15 protein-coding genes are annotated in these 15,994 nt (G+C 73.6%); 10 read left to right on the top strand and 5 right to left on the bottom strand.

The genetic code is table 11. The features are described 5' to 3' along the window. Positions 1-16 precede the first annotated feature (16 nt). Together B079_RS33180 and B079_RS0104015 are read right to left on the bottom strand one after the other, a co-directional pair. On the bottom strand, positions 17-1,507 hold the full coding sequence (locus B079_RS33180) for a hypothetical protein (RefSeq protein ID WP_158684937.1): 1,491 nt from the start codon (positions 1,505-1,507) through the stop codon (positions 17-19). 132 nt (positions 1,508-1,639) lie between these two features. After that, on the bottom strand, positions 1,640-2,683 hold the full coding sequence (locus B079_RS0104015) for a Ku protein (protein WP_018544493.1): 1,044 nt from the start codon (positions 2,681-2,683) through the stop codon (positions 1,640-1,642). Between the two features lie 65 nt (positions 2,684-2,748). On the opposite strand from B079_RS0104015, the gene ligD reads away from it, so the two are divergent. Further along, entirely contained in the window at positions 2,749-3,630 is an 882-nt protein-coding gene (gene ligD / locus B079_RS0104010) for a non-homologous end-joining DNA ligase (RefSeq protein WP_018544492.1), read from the top strand. An 11-nt stretch (positions 3,631-3,641) separates the two neighbouring features. On the opposite strand, the gene B079_RS0104005 is transcribed toward ligD, so the two are convergent. Next, complete coding sequence (locus tag B079_RS0104005) at positions 3,642-4,445, bottom strand: nuclease-related domain-containing protein (RefSeq protein ID WP_018544491.1); 804 nt, start codon at positions 4,443-4,445, stop codon at positions 3,642-3,644. Positions 4,446-4,650: 205 nt separating this feature from the next. On the opposite strand from B079_RS0104005, the gene B079_RS0104000 reads away from it, so the two are divergent. From B079_RS0104000 to B079_RS0103980, 5 genes are all read left to right on the top strand, one after another. Beyond that, the gene (locus B079_RS0104000; protein ID WP_026248334.1) at positions 4,651-5,403 is read left to right on the top strand and encodes a hypothetical protein; all 753 of its coding nucleotides are present in this window, start codon (positions 4,651-4,653) and stop codon (positions 5,401-5,403) included. Further along, positions 5,400-6,647, top strand: a complete 1,248-nt coding sequence (locus B079_RS0103995) for an ATP-binding protein (RefSeq protein WP_018544489.1) — start codon at positions 5,400-5,402, stop codon at positions 6,645-6,647. The genes B079_RS0104000 and B079_RS0103995 overlap by 4 nt, the downstream gene beginning before the upstream one ends. Positions 6,648-6,827: 180 nt before the next feature. Then, positions 6,828-7,244, top strand: a complete 417-nt coding sequence (locus tag B079_RS0103990; RefSeq protein WP_018544488.1) for an SH3 domain-containing protein — start codon at positions 6,828-6,830, stop codon at positions 7,242-7,244. A 49-nt stretch (positions 7,245-7,293) separates the two neighbouring features. Next, positions 7,294-8,655 carry an FtsW/RodA/SpoVE family cell cycle protein gene (locus B079_RS0103985; protein WP_018544487.1) on the top strand — a complete coding sequence of 454 codons (1,362 nt, stop codon included), beginning with the start codon at positions 7,294-7,296 and terminating at the stop codon, positions 8,653-8,655. Between the two features lie 35 nt (positions 8,656-8,690). After that, the gene (locus tag B079_RS0103980) at positions 8,691-10,148 is read left to right on the top strand and encodes a penicillin-binding transpeptidase domain-containing protein (RefSeq protein WP_026248333.1); all 1,458 of its coding nucleotides are present in this window, start codon (positions 8,691-8,693) and stop codon (positions 10,146-10,148) included. 6 nt (positions 10,149-10,154) lie between these two features. Here B079_RS0103980 and B079_RS36400 read toward each other — a convergent pair whose 3' ends face one another. Beyond that, positions 10,155-11,009: a hypothetical protein gene (locus B079_RS36400; protein WP_324604039.1), complete on the bottom strand. Its 855-nt coding sequence runs from the start codon at positions 11,007-11,009 to the stop codon at positions 10,155-10,157. A gap of 175 nt (positions 11,010-11,184) precedes the next feature. Here B079_RS36400 and B079_RS0103970 point away from each other — a divergent pair, with 175 nt between their 5' ends. From B079_RS0103970 to B079_RS0103955, 4 genes are all read left to right on the top strand, one after another. Next, complete coding sequence (locus B079_RS0103970; protein WP_018544484.1) at positions 11,185-12,123, top strand: AurF N-oxygenase family protein; 939 nt, start codon at positions 11,185-11,187, stop codon at positions 12,121-12,123. A gap of 393 nt (positions 12,124-12,516) precedes the next feature. Then, positions 12,517-13,185, top strand: a complete 669-nt coding sequence (locus B079_RS0103965; protein WP_026248331.1) for a TetR/AcrR family transcriptional regulator — start codon at positions 12,517-12,519, stop codon at positions 13,183-13,185. Further along, positions 13,182-13,517: a hypothetical protein gene (locus B079_RS0103960; RefSeq protein WP_018544482.1), complete on the top strand. Its 336-nt coding sequence runs from the start codon at positions 13,182-13,184 to the stop codon at positions 13,515-13,517. The genes B079_RS0103965 and B079_RS0103960 overlap by 4 nt, the downstream gene beginning before the upstream one ends. 111 nt (positions 13,518-13,628) lie before the next feature. Further along, a complete protein-coding gene (locus tag B079_RS0103955; RefSeq protein WP_026248330.1) occupies positions 13,629-14,672 on the top strand; it encodes a C40 family peptidase in 1,044 nt (347 codons plus the stop codon). A 57-nt stretch (positions 14,673-14,729) separates the two neighbouring features. Here the strand turns inward: B079_RS0103955 and B079_RS0103950 are convergent, their stop codons facing one another. Further along, positions 14,730-15,983, bottom strand: coding sequence for a styrene monooxygenase/indole monooxygenase family protein (locus B079_RS0103950; RefSeq protein WP_018544480.1), 1,254 nt, complete (start codon positions 15,981-15,983; stop codon positions 14,730-14,732). Between the last annotated feature and the right edge of the window lie 11 nt (positions 15,984-15,994).

The following is a 15,994-nucleotide window of genomic DNA, read 5'->3' as shown; positions in this document are numbered from 1 at the left end:
GGGCAGTCCGGGTCGGTCAGTCCGGCAGCTCGTGCAGGGTCTCCTCCGGTTCCTCGTTCGCCGCGTACGGGTGTACTCGGCAGTCCTCCGTGTACGGGGTGAACCAGGATTCCGGGGAATCGGGGGCGGGGTAGGGGGCCGGGGTGTTCAGGGCGGACGCGAAGTTCTCCAGGGCTCTGGCCACTTCGTCCGTCAGGAGACCGTAGAGGTCGGCGGTGACCTCGGCCTGGGTGAGGAGGGAGCCCAGGAGGAGTTTTTCGGCCACGCAGGTCGGGGGGCCGAAGGGGGGTCGGGTGAGGCGGGAGGTCAGCGTGATGGCGGTGACGGTGAGGCGGCGGGTGAACAGGACCGTGTACTCGTCGGCCAGGTGTGGGGGGAGGTCGTCGAGGATCATGAAGGTCGCGTTGCTGCGGGCGACCGTGGGGCCGTCCTCCTCCAGGGCGGCGAGGTCGGTGAAGAGTTCGTCCACCAGCAGGTCGATCGCGTAGATCAGGGCACCTGCGGCGATCTCCGCCGCCTCCTTGCCCACGACCCGGCTCGCCTCGGGCCTCACCGTCCCTATCGGCTCACCACCGGTCGCCCTGGCGGCCTCGGTGCCCACCTCCGCGACGGTCTCACCGCTCGCGGTCCCAGCGGTCTCGCCACTCACGGTCCCGGCCGCCTTGCCGCCCAGCGTCCCGAATGCCTCGTCGCCCAGCGCCCCGGGCGCCTCACAGCTCGCCGTCCCGGCAGTCGCCCGGCCGTTCACCGTCCCCGGCGCCACCCCACTGCCCCCCGTCGCAGCGGTCTCGTCGCCCGCTGTCCCAGCCGCCTCGGTGCTCGCCGTTCCAGGCGCGTCGCCACGCACCGTTCCTGCTGCCGCTTCACCGCCCGCCGTCCCAGCGACGGCCTCTCCGCTCACGGCCCCGGTCGCCTCGGCGCTCGCCGTCCCGGCCGCCCCCTCGCCGCTTCCCGTTCGCCCCGTCTCCTCCCCCGCGTAGCCGAAGGCCGTCAGGGGGAACGACGTCAGGACCGGGGCCAGTTCGCGCAGGCGGGTGCGCATCGCTTCGGTTTCTGAGGGGGCCGGGGTGCCGGGTGCGGCGTGGGGGAGGTCGCCTGCCGCGTGGCGGCGGGCTCGTTCGGCGGGGTCGGCGGGTGGGGCGTCGGGGCCGTCGGCGGCGTCCAGGCTTTCCTGGAGGAGTTCGGAGTTCAGCTCGACCGCGCAGCGGGTTATCAGCCAGTCGGCGAGGGGTTCGGAGGTGTCCAGGAGTTCGGTCACCACCTCGCGGGCCGCCTCCTCGGCGAACTCCAGCGCGGGCGCGTCCACGAAGAGTTTCAGCAGGGCGCCGCCGGGGTGGACGGCGATGAGGTCGTCCATCAGGTCGACCTCCATGCCGTCCGGCCCCTCGATGGCCTCCAGGGAGTCGAAGCCCTTGCGCAGCAGGAAGAGGACGCCCTCCCGCTGCAGCGCGTCCAGGTCCGACGTGCCCTCGGGCGGCGTCATGGTCACGGTCACCACGTATGTCACACGTTCATCGTGCATGAGGGGAGGCGGGGAGGGGGTGGGAATCGGGGGCAGTCCCGCTGGAGGGGGTGTTCGTGATCACCGGCCGTACCGGCGGCGTCAGCCTCATCACCGGCCACGCCATCACCGCCCCCCTCACGCCGACCGCTTCCGCGACGCCGTCTTCTTCGCCGCGGCCTTCTTCCCCGGCGCCTTCTTCGCCGTACTCTTCGTCGCCCCCCGCTTCCCCGACGGCTCCGCCGACTTGGACGTGGACTTGCGCGCCGAGGCCGTCTTCTTCGCCGGGGCCTTCTTGGCGGCAGCCGTCGACTTCTTGCCGCCCGTCTCCTTCGGGGTGCTCCGCCCACGCGGCAGCGTACGAACCTCCGCGTCCTCCGCGTCCTCCGCCTCCTCCCCCTCCGCGCCCCGCGACTCCCGCGCCTCCCGCACGCTCTTCTCCAGCGCCGCCATCAGGTCGAGCACCTTGCCGCCGGTGGCCGGGGCGGGGGCCTCGGGCGGGGCCTCGCCCGCCGCCTTGGCCGCGATGACCTCCTCAAGGGCCTCGCGGTACTCGTCGTGCAGGTCGTCCAGGTCGACCTCGCCGAGGGTGTCCATCAGGGCGTCGGCGAGGTCGAGTTCCTTGTCGCGGACGGTGACGTCCACGTCGGGGGCCACGCCCTCGGGCACGCGCACCTCGTCCGGCCACAGCAGCCCGTGCATGACGATGACGTCGCCCACCACGCGCAGCATCCCGAGCCGTTCGCGCCCGCGCAGGGCGAACTTGGCGACGGCGACCTTGTTGCTGCGCTTGAGGGCCTCGCGCAGCAGGGTGTACGGCTTGGCGGCGGCGGCTCCGGCGGCGGCGAGGTAGTACGCCGCGTCCATCTGGAGCGGGTCGATGCGGTCGGCGGGCACGAAGGCGACGATGTCGATGGTGCGGGCGGTGGGCAGCGGCAGATGGGAGAGGTCGTCCTCGGTGATCGGGATCATCTCGCCGTCCGGCGCCTCGTACGCCTTGCCGATCTCCCCCTGGCTCACCTCGCGGTCCTCCAGCTCGCACACCTTGCGGTAGCGGATGCGGCCGTTGTCCTCGGTGTGGACCTGGCGGAAGGAGACCGCGTGGCTCTCGGTGGCGTTCACCAGCTTGATCGGGATGCTGACCAGGCCGAACGAGATGGCGCCGTTCCATATGGATCGCACGTGCCGTGCCCCTTCCGCATGGTGTCGATTTATCCCTTTCGCCCCGTTTCTGGGATTGTCATCCTATGACGCCGGTGACGGAGGTGGCGGGGCGGCGGGTCACGCTCAGCAACCTGGACAAGGTGCTGTACCCGGAGAGCGGCTTCACCAAGGGTGAGCTGCTGCACTACTACGCCACCACCGCGGACGTCCTGCTCCCGCATCTGCGCGACCGCGCGGTCTCCTTCCTGCGCTACCCCGACGGCCCCGGCGGCCAGGTCTTCTTCACCAAGAACGTGCCACCGGGTACGCCCGACTGGGTCACGACCGCCGAGGTCCCCCGCACGGAGGGCCCCGCCCGGATGGTGGTCGTGCAGGACCTCCCCTCGCTGGTCTGGGCGGCGAACCTGGTCACCGAGTTCCACACCCACCAGTGGCGCGTCCAGACCCCCGACGAGGCCGACCGGCTCGTGTTCGACCTCGATCCCGGGGCACCCGCGACGGTCGTCCACTGCTGCGAGGTGGCCCTGTGGCTGCGCGACCGGCTCGCCGCCGACGGCATCGAGGCGTACGCCAAGACCGCCGGGTCGAAGGGGCTCCATCTGCTGGCGGCCGTACGCGGGGCCTCGCCCGACGCCACGAGCGAGTACGCGAAGGCGCTCGCGGTGGAGGCGGAGGAGGCGCTGCCGGGTCTGGTCACCCACCGCATGACCAAGAACCTCAGGCCCGGCAAGATCTTCGTGGACTGGAGCCAGAACGCCGCCCGCAAGACCACCGCCACCCCGTACACCCTGCGCGCCCGCCACGCCCCGCTCGTCTCCGCGCCGGTCACCTGGGACGAGGTGGCGGCGTGCCGCGCCCCGGCGGACCTGGAGTTCCTGGCCGGTGACATCGCACCCCGGGTGGCGGAGCACGGCGACCTGATGGCAGGGCTGCTGGACCCGGAACGGGCCACGGAACTGCCGTAGAAGCACGGCATCTACAGCGCCAGCCACGTCCTCCGGTCCCGCGCCCTCGCGTGCAACGCCTCCACCTCCCCCGGCTTCAGCACCCCGCCCAGCCGCGCAAGCCCCGCCAGCTCCCCCTCCCGCAGAATCCGTACGGTCCGGGGCGCGGCCGTGATCAGCACCTCGGCCTGCCCCGCGACCGCGAGCACGGGCCGTACCTCCGCCGTCAGGGCGTACGCGGCCCGGTCGGCGTCCGCGCGCAGCCGCCGCAGCAGCGGCTCGGGGGCGCGGCGGCCCACCGCGACCATCGGGTCGGCGACCAGGACCCGCTGTCTGCGGGCGTACAGCGCGCGGACGGCGAAGAGGCCCGCGGGGCCGATGACCAGATGGTGGATGCGGTCGCCGCCGGGCAGCGGGATCGAGTGCAGGGTGTGCCAGCCCGCGCCGTCGAGCCGGTCCAGGGCGGCGCCCACCGTCTCCTCGGCGGCCAGGGCGTTCCGGCGCGGGTCGGGGCGGAGCCGGTGGGCCGGGCCGGGCTTGCGGTCGAGGGCGACGAGCAGGGCCTCGCCGGGGCGGTTGGGGGCGAGGTCGTCGTCCGGGTGGAGGGTGAGGCGGGCGAGTTCGGCGGGACTGGGGGCCGGGGGCGGGCCCACGGTCACGGGCCCGGTGAGGAAGGGGTGCAGGGCGGCGAGCACGGCCTGCCGGGCGTCCTCGGCGAGGAGGCTGACCCGGGCCGTCTCGCGGTCGTACCAGGCGACGTTCTTCCCGTCCCTGCCGCAGACGTAGAGCCGTTCACGGCCGTGGAGCCGGGTCGGCACCACGCGCAGTCCGCTCATGCGCCATCACCCCTCGACCATGGGACCAGGCGGGGGCACCCCGTGCAAGGAGTCCCGCCCCCGGGAACGGGCCCGCCGGACGCACGGCCGTCACACATGAGCCGCACGGCCATCCCGCGCAAGCCGTACGGCCATCCCCCGCAAGCCGCACAGCCGTCCCGCGTAAGGTGTACGGGCCCCGTTCACCCGGAAGCACAGGAGCGCCGTGTCCGACCGTCGTCGCAGGTCCGCGCGGGGTGTCCGCGTCGCAGGACTCGTCGCGGTGCTGGCGGCGGGGCTCACCGGATGCGGGGATTCCGGGGGCCTCCTCGCGCACGGGCGCGCACCCGTGGCGGTCGGCCCGGCGACGCTGTGGCCGGATCTGCGGCCCGCGTCGAGCCCGGCGTATCCGTACGACGTGGCCAGCCGGGAGACGGTCGAGGGGATACGGGTGCCGGGGGGCGGCATACGCGCGGTCGACCCGGTCGCGGTCGTGACGGCCGAGATGGCCGCGCACCCCGACGACTACGGCTCGAAGGGGGCGTACCACGCGACGGTGGACCGCATGAAGGACTGCGCGGAGAGCACGCGGAACCCCAAGTGCCCCTTGCTGAAAGCCTATTACCGGGATCTGACCGGGGACGGCCGGGACGATCTCACTCTCGGCTTCCGCCTCAGGCCCACCAATCAGACGGCGGTACGGGTGTACACCGCCGAGGGGCACACCCTGGTGCGGGTGCTGTCCGACAACGACGCGATCACCGGGGTGGAGCTGGCCGGGCGCTCGGTGATCGTGCGCTCCCCGGCGGAGATCTCGGGGTACGAGTACCGGACCACCTGGGCGTGGGACGCGGAGCAGCGGGCGATGGTGTTCACGCGGGACGAGTTCCTGCGCACGGGCGGCGGTACGGCGGCTCCGGGGCCGTCCGCCTCGCCTCCGCCGGGCCCGAACCCGAACACGCCCCCGGGTGCCCCGTGAGGCGCCCGCTCCCCCACTGGGCCGGGACGCTCGCCGCGAAGGCCACCGCGTTCATCACGGTGATGTGCTGCGCGCTGGCCGCGCTGCTCGGTGTCCTGGTGCACGTCTCGGTGACGGACCAGACGGTCGGGCAGGCGCGCGGTCAGGCGCTGGACCGCCTGGACGACGCGGTGCGCGCCTACCGGGCCGGGGACGCGCTGCCGCCCGGCGCCGGGCTCGACCCGGCCGGGCTGCCCGCGCCGCTGCGGGAGCTGGCGGTGTCCGGGGAGCGGGGCACGATGGTGGCGGCGTACCAGGGGCGGCCCACGATGTGGGCGGCGGCACCGGCCGACGGCGGCCGGGCGATCGCGGTGGAGGTGGACCACTCGCAGCAGGCGCGGACGATCGCCGGGCTCGACCGGTCGATCCTGTGGTCCTCGGTGCTGGCCATCGGCGCGACGGCGCTGGTCGGGGCGTTCGCGGTGACCCGGGTGACCCGGCGGCTGCACACGACCGCGCGGGTGGCCCGGCGGATCAGCGCGGGCGACCTGGACGCGCGGGTGGACGATCCCCGTACGCACGGCCCGGCGCGGCAGCGGGACGAGGTCGCGGCGGTGGCGGCGGCGCTGGACTCGATGGCGGCGAGCCTGCAGGGCAAGCTGCTGAGCGAGCAGCGGTTCACCGCGGACGTGGCGCACGAGCTGCGCACCCCGCTGACCGGGCTGCACGCGGCGGCCGAGCTGCTGCCCCCTGGACGGCCGACCGAGCTGGTCCGGGACCGGGTGGCCGCGCTGCGCACGCTGACCGAGGACCTGCTGGAGATCTCCCGGCTGGACAGCGGACGCGAGCGCCTTGAGGCGGACACCGAGGAACTGGGCGCGCTGGTACGGCGGGTGGTGCGGGCGTCGGGGACGGACACCGAGGTGGTGGTCGTCCGGGACGCGCGGGTGGAGACCGACCGGCGGCGCCTGGAGCGGGTGCTCGGCAATCTGGTGGCCAACGCGCACCGGCACGGGCGGGCGCCGGTGCGGCTGACGGTGGACGGTCCGGTGGTGACGGTCCGGGACCACGGGGACGGCTATCCGGCGTACCTGGTGGAGCACGGCCCGCAGCGTTTCCGCACCGAGGGCGGGTCGAAGGGGCACGGCCTGGGGCTGACCATCGCGCGAGGGCAGGCCGAGGTGCTGGGCGCGCGGCTGGCGTTCACGAACGCGGCGGACGGGGGCGCGGTGGCGACGCTGCGGCTGGCGGCGGACGGCGCATAGCCGGGCGGTCCACGCAGGGCGCGCGAAAACACGCGAGACACGTACGGCCGAGCGCACTCCCGCCCCGCGCCCGGCACCCCCGAAAGGCCCCCTCCCCGATGGCCCACTGCGGCGGGCAGCCGTCCAGGCCCGCTCCTAATGTGGCGATTAGTCAGTTCCGCCCGTCTCCGGAGGTGTTCCATGTCCCTGCGTTCCGCCCTCACCCGCGGTGTCGCCCTGGCGGCCGTGACGGGCGCCCTGCTGGCCGGTGCCGCGGCCGTCCCGGCCGGTGCCGACGACGGCAAGGGCAACGGCACGTCCGTCGCCGCGCCGAACGGCGGGCCCAACGGTCCGGGCACCGGCCGGGGCGACCGCGACCCGCGCCGCTACCAGGGCGTCGTCACCGCGCAGGACGGCCTGTGGCTGCGCGACCGCCCGGACCGGAGCACCCGCAAGGTCCGCTTCGCGGAGCACGGCGCGAAGGTCTCCATCTACTGCAAGGTCAAGGGCTCCGCGGTGGGCGGCAACCCGCTGTGGTACCTGCTCACGGACGGCACCTGGGCGTGGGGCTCCGCGCGGTACATCGCCAACGTCGGAGCCGCGCCACGCTGGTGCTGACCTCCCGACAGAGACGGCGTATAACCTCACTTATGTGTAGGTTCCGGACATGACCAAGGCCGGAATCGCGGTGTCCGCCTCACGGACACCGGCTTCCGCCGTGCCGCTCGCCCGGCGGCGCGGCGTCGAACTCGCCCTGCTGGTGCTGGCCGTGCCGCTGTGCGTGTACGGCTACTGCGCGGTGGGTCTGGCGCGCACCGGCGCCGTACCGCCCGGCGTCCTCGGCTACGGCGCCGGGCTCGGCGGGCTCGCCCTGGCCGCCCATCTGGCGGTGCGGCTGCGGGCGCCGTACGCCGATCCGCTGCCGCTGCCCATCGCGGTGCTGCTGAACGGGCTCGGTCTGGTGCTGATCTACCGGCTCGACCTCCAGACGCCGGGCGACCGGGCGGCACCGGCGCAGTTGGTGTGGTCCACGCTCGGGGTCGCGCTGTTCATCGGGGTGGTCCTGCTGCTGCGCGACCACCGGGTGCTGCAGCGCTACTCCTATGTGTGCGTCGCCGCCGCCCTGGTGCTGCTGCTCGCCCCGATCCTGTTCCCGGCGGTCAACGGTGCCCGGATCTGGATCAGGTTCGCGGGGTTCTCCATCCAGCCGGGCGAGTTCGCCAAGGTGCTGCTCGCGGTGTTCTTCGCCGCCTATCTGGCCGCCAACCGCAACGCGCTGGCGTACACCGGGCGGCGGCTGTGGCGGATCCAGCTGCCGACCGGGCGGGTGCTCGGGCCGATCGTGACGATCTGGCTGCTGAGCGTCGGAGTGCTGGTCCTGGAGCGGGACCTGGGCACCTCGCTGCTGTTCTTCGGGCTCTTCGTGGTGCTGCTGTACGTCGCCACCGGGCGCACCGGCTGGATCGCGGTCGGGCTGCTGCTCGCGGTGCTCGGCGCGATGGCGGTGGGCCGTCTTGAGCCGCACGTGGGCGGCCGGATCGAGGACTGGCTGCATCCGTTCGCCACCATCGAGGCCGGTCAGGGCCCCAATCAGCTCGCCCAGTCGCTGTTCGCCTTCGCGGCGGGCGGGCTGCTCGGCACCGGGCTCGGGCTCGGCCACTCCACGCTGATCGGGTTCGCCACCAAGTCGGACTTCATCCTGGCCACGGCCGGGGAGGAGCTGGGCCTGGCCGGACTCGCCGCGATCTTCCTGCTGTACGCGCTGCTGGTGGAGCGCGGCTACCGGGCGGGCCGGGCGCTGCGCGAGCCGTTCGGGCGGCTGCTCGCGGTGGGGCTCGCCTCGATCGTGGCGCTCCAGGTGTTCGTGATCGCGGGCGGGGTGACCGGGCTGATCCCGCTGACCGGCATGGCGATGCCGTTCCTGGCCCAGGGCGGTTCGTCGGTGGTCACCAACTGGGCCATCGTGGCGCTGCTGATCCGGGTCAGCGACTCCGCCCGCAGCCAGTACGACGGCAAGGAGGCGCCGTGAGCCAGGACGGCCGGGAGTACGGCGGCGGGCTGCCGATGGCCAAGTACATCCGGCGCGCCTCGGCGCTGTGCGGTCTGCTGCTCGCGGCGCTGCTGGCCAACGCGGCCCGGGTGCAGGTCGTCCAGGCCGGGTCGTACAACGACAACCCGGCCAACCGGCGTGCCGCCATCGCCCGTTACCAGCAGCCGCGCGGCGACATCCTGGTGGGCGGTGCGCCGGTGACCGGCTCGGCGGACACCGGGGAGCAGCTGCGCTACGAACGCACCTACCGGGACGGCCCGTTGTACGCCCCGGTGACCGGCTTCGCCTCGCAGCTGTACGGCAGCACCTTCCTGGAGCACGCCGAGGACGCGCTGCTCTCGGGCACCGACCCGGCGCTGTCGTCGTTCACGCTGTGGCGGGACGTGGCCCGCGAGCCCGCGCCCGGCGGGAACGTCGTGACCACGCTGGACGAGCGGGCGCAGCAGGCGGCGTACCGGGGGCTCGCCGGGCGCAAGGGCGCGGTGGCCGCGATCGATCCGGCGACGGGGCGGGTGCTGGCGCTGGTGTCGACCCCGTCGTACGACCCGGCGGAGCTGTCGGGCAACGGGAAGGCGGCGTCGGCGGCCTGGGCGCGGCTGAACGGCGATCCGGACAAGCCGATGCTCAACCGGGCGGTGCGGCAGACCTATCCGCCGGGCTCGACCTTCAAGGTGGTCACGGCCGCGGCGGCGCTGGACGCCGGGGTGATCACGGACGTGGACCAGCCGACGGACTCCCCCGATCCGTACCGGCTGCCGGGCACCACGACCCGGCTGACCAACGAGATCGACGGCTGCCGGGACGCCTCGCTGCGGCAGGCGTTCGCGTGGTCCTGCAACACGGTCTTCGCCAAGCTGGGCGTGGACGTGGGCCTGAAGGACATGGCGGCGACGGCGCGGGCGTTCGGCTTCAACGACACCGGGCTGCGCGTCCCGTTCGCGGTGGCGGAGTCGACCTTCGACACGGTGGTGGACCGGGCGCAGCTCGCGCTGTCCTCGATCGGGCAGTACAACACGCGGGCCACCCCGCTCCAGATGGCGATGGTCGCGGCGGCCGTGGCCAACGGCGGGCAGACGCGGGCGCCGTATCTGGTGGAGCGCACCACCCGCCCTGGCGGCGAGACGGTCCGGGGCGCGGACACGCATCCGCTGATCCAGGTGATGCGCCCCTCCACCGCAGTCCTGCTGCGGGAGCTGATGCGGGACGCGGTGGAGCGGGGCACCGGCGGCAACGGCGCGATCCCGGGCGCCACGGTCGGCGGCAAGACCGGCACCGCGCAGCACGGCGTGGACAACTCCGGGGTGCCCTACGCCTGGTTCGTCTCCTGGGCGCAGGGCGACCACGCTCCGCAGCCCGAGGTCGCGGTGGCGGTGGTGGTGGAGGACGCGGCGGCCGACCGGGGCGAGGTCAGCGGCGGCGGCGACGCGGCGCCGATCGCCCGCGAGGTGATGCGGGCGGTGCTGGCACGGTGACGGGGCTCAGCCCACCGGCCGCATCATCTCGGAGCGGACCTTCAGGGTGTCGCGGGCGGCGGCGTCGAGGTCCACGTCGGTGGCGTCCTTCGCGGCCAGGTCCACCGTGACGACGACGGCGCCCGTGTTGCCGTCCGCCCAGGCGCAGACGGGGTAGACCAGCTCGACCCCGGACTCCTTCTGCCGGAGCACCTCGCAGCTGACAGTGGTGTCCGCGCCGGGCGGGGTGACGTCCTTGGCGGGCTGGGCCACCGAGGCGCCCGGGGTGTCGCCCGCCCCGTGGAGCATGCCGCGCCGGACCTCGGCCTGGTGGACGAAGCGGCCGTACATGCCGGACACCACCAGCACGCCCTTGGTCTCGTCGCCGCCCTGGTCGTACTGGCCGACGACCGCGTGGATGTCCTTCACGTCCCAGGCGCCGTCGGCCTCGTCCTCGATCTTCTTGCCCTCGGTGCGGGAGAGGTCCTGGGACAGCTCGTACGTGCCGTCCAGCAGCTTCTGCGGCAGCGCCAGCTTGTGCCGGGCCTGCGGGAGTCCGCTGTCGACGGCGGCCTTGCCGACCAGGACGAGGCCGACGACCGCGAGGATGCCGAGCGCGAGGACACCGCCGACGATGCCGAGGATCAGACCGGTCCGGCGCTTGGGGGGCGGGGGTATGAGCGGCTGCCCCCAGGCGGGGTACGGCTGCGGGGCTCCGGGGGGCGGCTGCTGGCCGTAAGGGGCGCCGTACTGGCCGGGGTTGGGGTAAGGGCCGGGAGCGCCCTGGGGGCCGGGGGCGCCGTACGGGCCGGGGGCGTTCTGGGGGCCCGGGGCGCCGTACGGGGGCGGGGTCGGCGGCTGGGACGGGGGCTGCGGAGGCATGGACACGCCAGCACCGTACTCCATTCGGACATCCCGGCCCGTACGGCCAGAGATGCCGCCAAGGTGGCCGACGCACCGTCAACAAGTCCCGCACGAGGGATTGACGCCCTTGCTGACACGCAGTCTCATAAGAGGCGGACGACGACGTACCCCCGGGTGACGAGGTGAGTGAGCCATGACGACCGTGACCGAAGCGGACGCGCTCGAAGGGCTGCGCGACGCGCTGGGCCTGCTCAAGGACCGCGAGGAGGTGGCCGAGCGGCTGCTCGTCTCCTCCGCCAAGCACTCCTTCGACCCGGACAAGGAGCTGGACTGGGAGGCGCCCTTCGAGGAGGGCAAGTGGTTCTGGCCGCCGGAGCTGGTCTCGCTCTACGGCACGCCGCTGTGGGAGAAGATGAGCGAGGAGCAGCGCATCGACCTCTCCCGGCACGAGGCCGCCGCGCTCGCCTCGCTGGGCATCTGGTTCGAGCTGATCCTCATGCAGCTGCTGGTGCGGCACGTCTACGACAAGGCGGCGACGAGCGCGCATGTGCGGTACGCGCTCACCGAGATCGAGGACGAGTGCCGTCACTCGAAGATGTTCGCGCGGCTGATCTCGCGCGGGGAGACCCCCTGGTACCCCGTCAGCCGGGCCCACCAGAACCTCGGCCGGCTCTTCAAGACCATCTCCACCACCCCGGGTTCCTTCACGGCGACCCTGCTCGGCGAGGAGGTCCTGGACTGGATGCAGCGGCTGACCTTCCCGGACGAGCGGGTCCAGCCGCTGGTCCGGGGCGTCACGCGCATCCATGTCGTGGAGGAGGCCCGGCATGTGCGGTACGCCCGCGAGGAGCTGCGGCGCCAGATGGTGACCGCGCCCAAGTGGTCCCAGGAGTTCACCCGGGTCACCTCCGGCGAGTTCGCCCGCGTCTTCTCCGTCGCTTTCGTCAACCCCGAGGTCTACACCAACGTCGGCCTCGACAAGCGCGAGGCGATGGCCCAGGTCAAGGCCAGCGCCCACCGCCGCGAGATCATGCAGACCGGCGCGAAGCGCCTGACCGACTTCCTGGACGAGATCGGCGTCCTGCGCGGAGCCGGACGGCGCCTGTGGAAGTCGTCGGGACTGCTGGCGTAGGGGGGCGGGGGCGCGGTGACGGAGTGGGCCGAGGCCGCCGTCACCGGTCGGCCCGGCGCCGCCGCCACCGGACGGACCGCAGTGCCCGGCTCCCCCGGGCAGGCCGGGACCGCCGCGAGCGGCCGGACCGGAGCCGCCGACACCGGCAGGCCAAAGTCGCCGACCGGGCCCACGGGAACCGCCGTGAGCGGGCGCGCCGAAGCCGCACGAGCGGGAACCCAGGGGCCCCCTGGCCGGGTGGCGCCGGAGCGGCCGTGACCGGTCGGGCCGAGGCCGCCGTCGTGGGCGCGCCGGGGGCGTCGGCGGCGGGCGCACGGGATCGTCGGCGCTGCCGGGCACCGGAACCCCCCGGTCCGGCGAGACGCCCAGCGCGTAGCGATTACGCTGCCGGGCATGACCCCGCAGGCCGCCTCTCCCGCCTATCGACGCCTGAGCGTGGAGCAGCGTCGCAGTCAGCTGCTCGACGCGGCGCTGTCCCTCTTCGCGCACCGGGCGCCGGAGGACGTCTCGCTGGACGACGTGGCGGAGGCGGCCGGGGTGTCGCGGCCGCTGGTGTACCGCTACTTCCCCGGCGGCAAGCAGCAGCTGTACGAGGCCGCGCTCACCTCGGCGGCGGACGCGCTGCGCCAGTGCTTCGACGAGCCGCGCGAGGGAGCGCTGGTGCCCCGGCTGACCCGGGCGCTCGACCGGTATCTCGCCTTCGTCGACCAGCACGACACCGGGTTCAGCGCGCTGCTCCAGGGCGGCAGCGTGGTGGAGACCTCCCGGACGACCGCCATCGTGGACGGGGTGCGCCGGGCCGCCGCCGAGCACCTGTTCCGCCACCTCGGCGTGGCCGAGCCCGGCCCCCGGCTGCGGATGACCGTGCGGATGTGGATCGCGGCGGTCGAGGCGTCCTCCCTGATGTGGCTGGACGACGGCAAGCGGCCCCCGGCCGACGAGCTGCGCGACTGGCTGGTGGAACAGTTCACCGCCGTCCTCGCGGTGACCGCCGCCCGCGACCCGCAGACCGCGGCGGTCCTCGGTGACCTCGGCGGCGATGACCGAGACTTGGGCGCGTGAAGAGTCAGGACACCCCCTTCGAGGGCGGCCCCATGGACGGCCGGGTGCTGCCCGTGCTGCTCGGCCCCACCGGGCACCCCCCGAAGACGTACCGCATCCCCGTCCCCGACGCGGCAGGCGGCCCGCCCACGGTGCTGTACTACCGCCGCGAGCCGCGCGGGCACACCAAGAGGCTGGGCCTGGTGCGGGGCTGGAAGTACGTGTACGACCCCGAGGGCGAGCGGAGCGGGGACCGGCTGCGGTGGCCGTGGTCCAAGCCGCCCGCGCGGCGCACCGACGACACGGCGCCGGGCAACACGCCGGACGGCAAGCCGGACGACCCGACCGGGTGACAAGGTTGCGCCGGACCGCGCACGCTCGGCGCGCGCGTCCCGCGACAGGCACCCGATGCTCGCGGTACGGAGGAGGCGGGAGGTCCGCAACTCCGCACCGGAGGTGATGGCGTGTCAGGAATGCTTCTGCGTCTGGCCTGTACGGCCGCGGTGGCCGCCCAGGCCGCCCTCGCACCCGTACCCGCGGCGGCCGAACCGGCACCCGCGCGCTCGGCGGCCCAGCTGCTGACGGATCTTCAGCGGCTGTACCGGGAGACGGAAAAGGCCACCGAGACCTACAACGGCACCTCGGAGAAGCTGACCCGGCAGCGCGCCGAGGTGCGCCGCCTGGACGACGAACTGGCCCATGCCCGGCTGGCGTTGAACGACAGCCGGGGCGACGCCGGACGGCTGGCCCGCCAGCAGTACCAGAACAGCTCGGCCTTCTCCCCCTACGTCCGGCTGCTCCTGGCCCGCGATCCGCAGCAGGCCCTGGACGAGGGGCATGTCATCGGACGGCTGGCGAGCGAGCGCGCCCGGACGCTGGACCGGCTGACCGGCGCCGAGCAGCGGGCGGACACGGTGGCGCGGGCCGCGCGCAAGGCGCTGGACACCCAGGAGACCCTGGCGGACAAACAGAAACGGGACCGCGACGGCGTGACGGCCCGGCTGCGGGACGTGGAACGGACGCTCGCGGCGCTCACCCCGGCGCAGCTGACCGAGGTGAACCAGCTGGAGCAGGACGGGGTGACCGCGGCGCAGAATCGTCTCGCCTCCTCCGGCGCCCTGGGCCCGAACCGGCCCGCGTCCCCCGCCGGCACCCGTGCGCTCAGCTTCGCGATGGACCAGATCGGCAAGCCGTACCAGTGGGGCGCGGTCGGCCCCTCCTCCTACGACTGCTCGGGGCTCACCTCCCGCGCCTGGGCCCGCGCGGGCACCCCCATCCCCCGTACCAGCCAGGAACAGTGGGCCTCCCTGCGCCGCATCCCCCTGACCGATCTGCGCCCCGGCGACCTGGTGATCTACTTCCCCGAGGCCACCCACGTCGCCCTGTACATCGGCGACGGAAAGGTCGTCCAGGCCCCCCGCCCCGGCGACCACGTCAAGATCTCCCCCATCGCCGCCAACCCCATCCTGGGCGCCGTCCGCCCGGACGCTCCCCCGCGCCGCCTCTGAACACCCGGAAGGCCGCCGCGACACGGGGTCACGGCGGCCTCTGCGGGACGAGGAGTCTCAGGCGCCCGTGACGGACGCCAGGTACGCGCCGGTCTTCTCCGGGTCGTAGAAGAAGTTCTCGAAGTCGGACGGGTCGTCGAAGCCGTTGGCGAAGCGGTCGGCGATCGGCTGGAGCTGGCCCGCGGCGCCGATGAGGTTGAGGATGTGCTCCGGCGGCGGGGCGAGCATCGCGTTGGTCCACTTGGTGACGTGCTGGGCGGTGTTCCAGTAGCGGTCGAAGGTGGCCCGCATCCACTCCTCGTCGAAGGGCTCGTCACCGCGCTCCAGGATGGCGGCGAGGTAGGCGGCGGCGCACTTGGACGCGGAGTTCGAACCCTGGCCGGTGATCGGGTCGTTGGCGACGACCACGTCGGCCACGCCGAGCACCAGACCGCCGCCGGGGAGGTGGCCGACGGGGTTGCGCACGGTCGGCGCGTACCGGCCCGCGAGGGTGCCGCCCGCGTCGGTCAGCTCGACCTTGGTGGCGCGCGCGTACTCCCAGGGCAGGAACTTCTCCATCAGCTCCAGCGTCAGGGAGAGGTGTTCCGTGGGGTCCTTGACGCCGTTGAACACGTCGAGCGGACCGCCGGGTATGCCCTCCCAGAACAGGATGTCCGCGCGGCCCGAGGTGGTCAGCGTCGGCATCACGAACATCTCGCCGACGCCCGGCACCAGGTTGCAGCGCACGGCCTCGAAGTCCGGGTGCTCGGGGCGCGGGCCGAGCCCGTGCACGTACGCCACCGCGAGCGCGCGCTGCGGCTCGGTGTACGGGGAGCGCTCCGGGTCGCGGGCGAACATCGAGACCAGCTCGCCCTTGCCCGCCGAGACCAGCACGAGGTCGTAGGTGCGGGAGAAGTAGTCCAGGTCGCCGACGGCCGCGCCGTGGATGACCAGCTGGCCGCCGCGCTGGGCGAAGGTCTCCATCCAGCCGGCCATCTTCACCCGCTGGTCCACCGACTGCGCGTAGCCGTCCAGCTTGCCGACCCAGTCGATGGCCCGCTGGGAGGGGCCCGGGTCGAAGGAGCCGGGGGCCGCGACGGAGACGCCCAGGCCCTCGATCTTCGGGGCCTGGGACTCCCAGAAGTTGAGCTTCAGCTCCCGCTCGTGCCCCAGCGCCGTGTCGAACATGCACTGCGTCGACATGACCCGGCCGGAGCGGATCTCGTCCGCGGTCCGGTTCGACATGAGCGTGACCTCGTAGCCGTGCGACTGGAGGCCGAGGGCGAGCTGGAGGCCGGATTGACCGGCCCCGACGACGAGTATCTTGCGCATACGGGGGTGTC

Origin of the sequence: Streptomyces sp. LaPpAH-108 (assembly GCF_000373625.1) — a bacterium.
In the GTDB taxonomy this organism is placed as follows: Bacteria; Actinomycetota; Actinomycetes; order Streptomycetales; family Streptomycetaceae; genus Streptomyces.
Note: the sequence above shows the minus strand (reverse complement) of the source record. Positions and strands in the feature narration are given on the sequence as shown.